A 4,571-nucleotide genomic window follows, 5' to 3' on the forward strand; every position below is an offset into this window, starting at 1 on the left:
CTTCCCCTTAGATTTAGCTTCTGCTGAGTCTGAGCCTGTAGCTTTGGTTGCACCTCAAATCGGCTAATTGATAGCTTGAATTAAATAGAGCGCCTCCCAGTCGGGGGGCGCTTTTTGTTTGTTTAAGTCTCTGAGGAATTATCACGGACGGGGTGAGGGAGTCCTCCTGTTTGTAGAGATTGACTTAAACCCCACAGAATATCGACTAATTCGGCTCCGATTTTACCGGAAGAAATTGGACAGGGTTGATTGGCTTTAACACATTGAAAAAAGCGATCGCATACTTGTTTTAAAGGTTCCCCAGGTTCGACCTGTAAAACTTCCCGACTTTGACCTGCTCCTTTCCAGCCACCATTGACAGGCTCTAAATAGCCGCGTTGTAGAGTTAAAGGAGACTCGGAGGATAATTCATCAAAAATCAATGTTCCTTGGCTTCCGACGACTGCTAAACGGCGCTGTTTGTCAGGATTTAACCAGCATAGATGTAGGAAAACTCGAAAGTTATCGGGGTAAGTGAGGGTAGCTACTACTAAATCAGATAAACCTGGTTTACTATCGGGAAAGGCTGGGGAATTATCCTCGGTTTGCAAAAGACGATCGCCTTGTAGCCAGACAGTTCCGGTGGCTTGTACGGCTACAGGTTTTTGACCCAACCAGGTATTAAAGATAGCAATATCATGAATCGCTAAATCCCAAAGAGCATCAACATCTTGTCGGACAGGTTCTAGGTGAGTGCGGGTAGCATAGCCGTAGCGTAGTTGACCTAAGACACCTTGAGCAAGGACTTGTTTACCCTGGTTAACTACTGGATGGAATAGATAGGTATGATCGACAAATAATTGTCGATTTTGCTGTTGAGCCAGTTCCCAAAGTTCCCAAGATTTAGCGGGGTTTATGGTTAAAGGTTTTTCGGCTAAGACATGATAGCCACGTTGTAGCGCGACTGAAATTAAGTCATAATGAGTGCAGGCGGGAGTAGCGATCGCCACAGCTTGTAGTCCCGGAACTTCCAGAGCCGCCAACCCATGCTCAAACATTTGTTCAGGGTTGAGTGTAAATCGTTCTCCCACAGCTTTTAACTGTTCGGAATTACTATCAGCTACTGCTATTAACTCAAACCCAGAATGATTTTGAAAGTTTCGGAGCAAGTGGACACCCCAGCGTCCTGTACCGAGAACTGCTATTTTAATCGGGTCATTCATTATCTGTTTGTCCTCCATTTTTGGCTACTGATAAAAAAGCCACACGAGCCGCCGCCTGTTCAGCAGCCTTAATAGTTCTACCTGTTCCTGTACCTAATTGTTCTCCCCTCAGCCACACGGAAGCGGTAAACCGCGCTTCATCACCAGCATAACCTGTTTCATTAACTTTATATTGGGGCAAAATTTTATAGCAACTTTGAGTCCATTCTTGGAGAGCAGCCTTATAATTTTGGCGAGCCGGATCATTAAAAATATCAGTAGCTCGCTCTAGCAGGTGCTGATCTAACCAAGGACGAATTAACTCTAGGGTATTGGTACTGAGATAAAGTGCAGCCAAAACAGCCTCAAAACAATCTGCTAAACGAGATTCTTCTCCCAGGCGATCGCGGGTAGCACTTCCTCCCACGAGCAAATATCTTCCCAAACCATAGCTATTAGAAATTTCCGCCAGAATGCGATCGCTCACCAAAATAGATCGCACCGCCGCAAACTCTCCCACGGGTGCATTAGGATAGGTTTCTAACAAAAGTTCTGAAGCCACCAGACGCACCACGGAATCACCAACAAATTCCAGTTGTTCATAATTATCCTGAGTGGAAACACTGGGATGAGTTAGTGCCAAATCAAGTAATTGCCATGCAATCTTCTGTTGAGTAGATAATCCCAAGCGTTCAATTAACTTTTCTAACTGATTTTGTCTTTGTGGATGACTAACTCGGTTAAACTTTTGCAACTTTAATGACCTCAAATTTAACTTTTATGGTATCTACCATCTGTGGATTTAACCATAATTATAACATAATATATCGAGGATATACTAGGTTAATTATGATTAAATTGCCGCAGATATGTGGGCATTCAATTATGGGGAAGTATCAGCAAAAAGCCCCTTATTTTAGCATATATATTGAGAGTTTGACAATTTCTGCTGTCCACACTGGTCAGGTTCACGGTTGACTTTTCTCTGCCCAAATCACTATAGAATTGAGGTTAACTGTAGTTATTGAGATCACCATGCGTATTGCTCACAACATCACAGAATTGATTGGTCGTACCCCTTTGGTACAACTGAATCGAATTCCTCAAGCTGAAGGCTGTTTAGCTCAAATTGTGGTTAAACTCGAAGGGATGAACCCGACAGCCTCAGTTAAAGATCGCATTGGAGCATATATGATCGAAGTTGCGGAACTCGAAGGCTTGATCGCTCCAGGTAAGACTACCCTAGTGGAACCGACATCAGGAAATACTGGCATTGCGTTGGCTATGACAGCGGCGGCGAAAGGCTATGAGTTAATTTTAACGATGCCTGATAGCATGAGTTTAGAACGGCGTTCTATGCTCCGCGCCTATGGAGCTAAATTAGAATTAACCCCCGGTTCTAAAGGGATGAAAGGAGCGATTCAGCGCGCTTATGAACTGGTCGATACGGTTCCCAATACCTATATGTTACAGCAGTTTAACAATTTGGCTAATCCAGAGGTTCACCGCCGCACTACGGCTGAAGAAATTTGGCATGATACGGATGGACGGGTTGATATTTTAATCGCGGGAGTGGGAACCGGTGGTACAATCACGGGGGCGGCGGATGTGCTTAAACAACGGAAACCACAATTAAAAGCGATCGCAGTTGAACCCACTAACAGTCCGGTTCTTTCTGGTGGTGAACCTGGACCCCACAAAATTCAGGGTATTGGTGCAGGATTTGTCCCAGAGGTGCTGAAAGTAGCCCTAATTGATGAGGTAATTACAGTTAGTGATGACGAAGCCTTTAGCTATAGTCGCCGTCTAGCGAGGGAAGAGGGGTTACTATCTGGGATTTCCTCGGGTGCGGCTTTGTGTGCGGCGATTAAAGTGGCTCAAAGACCAGAAAATCGAGATAAGTTAATTGTGATGATTCAACCGAGTTACGGCGAACGTTACCTCAGTACCCCGCTATTCCAAGATTTACATGAGGAACAACAAACCCTGCTAATTAATAATTAATCAAAGGGCTATATTGTTGGTTGGGGGGAGGGTTGATTATGATTGATTCTCCCTCCCCATTCTGGTCTAGGAAATCTTGAGCGATCGCATAGCGGATGATCCGAAATGAGTGCTAAAAGCAATATTTAGATTTTCCAGGGACTCAACCAGCCAAACAACTTGGGGTCGTTCAAAATTGCCATAATGCGTAAATAACACAGCGAATCGTTTTTCTAGTTCTCGTTTGGTTTGCCGACATACCAAAACAATTTTTAGCATTAAACCCATGACGTTAGTAACGCCTAGGTTATTGGTGAGGTCAACTAAGACAAAATGCTGAGGTTTTTGGGCGCTTTCAACTACCAAAAAATCGAATAGTCTTTTACAGGTTCCGGCAACTAGACTACTGTTGACCATAACAGAATCATTGTGGGATAGGGTGTCTTTTAGGGTTTGCTCCAGCCGCCTTTTAAAGTAACGGTTAGCATATTTACCATCCATAGAGTTTGTCAAATACTCATATAGCTCCCCTTTAAAAGCATGATATGAACTAGCCTTACTACTCTGTTTCAGAAATAGTTGAGAGGACTCATTATAGGTGTATCCCCCATCTACTTGTCCGGTAAAGTGGTCAATAGCTTGGCTAAGTTTACGATCGCTCAATAGGGTAGGATTATGGGGAGGATTTACGCCCAATTCCTGGATGGTAGTTTTTTGTTGATAAGTAATGTATTGATACAAGTCGCGATCGAATTTACGTCCCGCCGCCTCCTGCATTTTCCGAATTTGCTGACGTTGATCAATTTCACTATGATCGGTCAAAAAACAATGTTCGTACAGATAGGGATAACGAACAATCAAATTTTCTAGCTTGGGTTGACAATCTGGTTCGGGTTTGGTGCTATCTTTAAAAGCATTAGCGAGCCGACGTAGTGCGCGATATTCGTCAGTTTGCACAAATTTGTAGAGTAATCTACGCAAACGATGAGCGGTCCAGGAAGAGGGTAAAGTAGTCGGTTCTATGAGAAGTAGATCAATCAGTTCTGGAATAGCCCACTGTAGACGGGACTGCTTCTGCCATTGGTTAACCAAAATATAGCAGCAGCGGTTAATTATAAACGGAAAGCGATCGCGGACTGATTCGGAATCAACAATTCTTTCCAAGGCTTCCCAAACTTCCGTGACTTGATATTCCTGGTCACCCAAAAACAGACAACGAAAACAAGCAAGCATATCCTGTGGGGATGACACCCCAACCAACTTTTGCAAGTGGTTGTACAGGAGTTGCTCGTCCAAGGTCGTCTGATGATAGTGGGTGAACCCATAATTCATCACGTAAACCTCTTGGGAGCGTGGAAGCCCCGTGTCTTTAGACCGGGGAGGAAACGCGACAGGGGGACTTTAGTC

The 4,571-nt window shown here is 44.1% G+C and carries 4 protein-coding genes; 1 reads left to right on the forward strand and 3 read right to left on the reverse strand.

Annotation, left to right across the window (positions count from 1 at the left end; all coding sequences use genetic code 11):
* Positions 1-122: 122 nt before the first annotated feature.
* Together ACTIE0_RS22840 and rnc are read right to left on the reverse strand one after the other, a co-directional pair.
* Positions 123-1,202 carry a Gfo/Idh/MocA family protein gene (locus ACTIE0_RS22840; RefSeq protein ID WP_006621987.1) on the reverse strand — a complete coding sequence of 360 codons (1,080 nt, stop codon included), beginning with the start codon at positions 1,200-1,202 and terminating at the stop codon, positions 123-125.
* Positions 1,195-1,935 (reverse strand): ribonuclease III, encoded by a 741-nt coding sequence (gene rnc, locus ACTIE0_RS22845; protein WP_006621988.1) that lies wholly within the window; start codon positions 1,933-1,935, stop codon positions 1,195-1,197. The genes ACTIE0_RS22840 and rnc overlap by 8 nt, the downstream gene beginning before the upstream one ends.
* Before the next feature lie 281 nt (positions 1,936-2,216).
* On the opposite strand from rnc, the gene cysK reads away from it, so the two are divergent.
* Entirely contained in the window at positions 2,217-3,185 is a 969-nt protein-coding gene (gene cysK / locus ACTIE0_RS22850; RefSeq protein ID WP_006621989.1) for a cysteine synthase A, read from the forward strand.
* A gap of 66 nt (positions 3,186-3,251) precedes the next feature.
* Here cysK and ACTIE0_RS22855 read toward each other — a convergent pair whose 3' ends face one another.
* On the reverse strand, positions 3,252-4,496 hold the full coding sequence (locus tag ACTIE0_RS22855; RefSeq protein WP_006621990.1) for a hypothetical protein: 1,245 nt from the start codon (positions 4,494-4,496) through the stop codon (positions 3,252-3,254).
* Positions 4,497-4,571 lie beyond the last annotated feature (75 nt).

The sequence above is a fragment of the Limnospira sp. genome (genome assembly GCF_051859755.1).
In the GTDB taxonomy this organism is placed as follows: Bacteria; Cyanobacteriota; Cyanobacteriia; order Cyanobacteriales; family Microcoleaceae; genus Limnospira; species Limnospira fusiformis.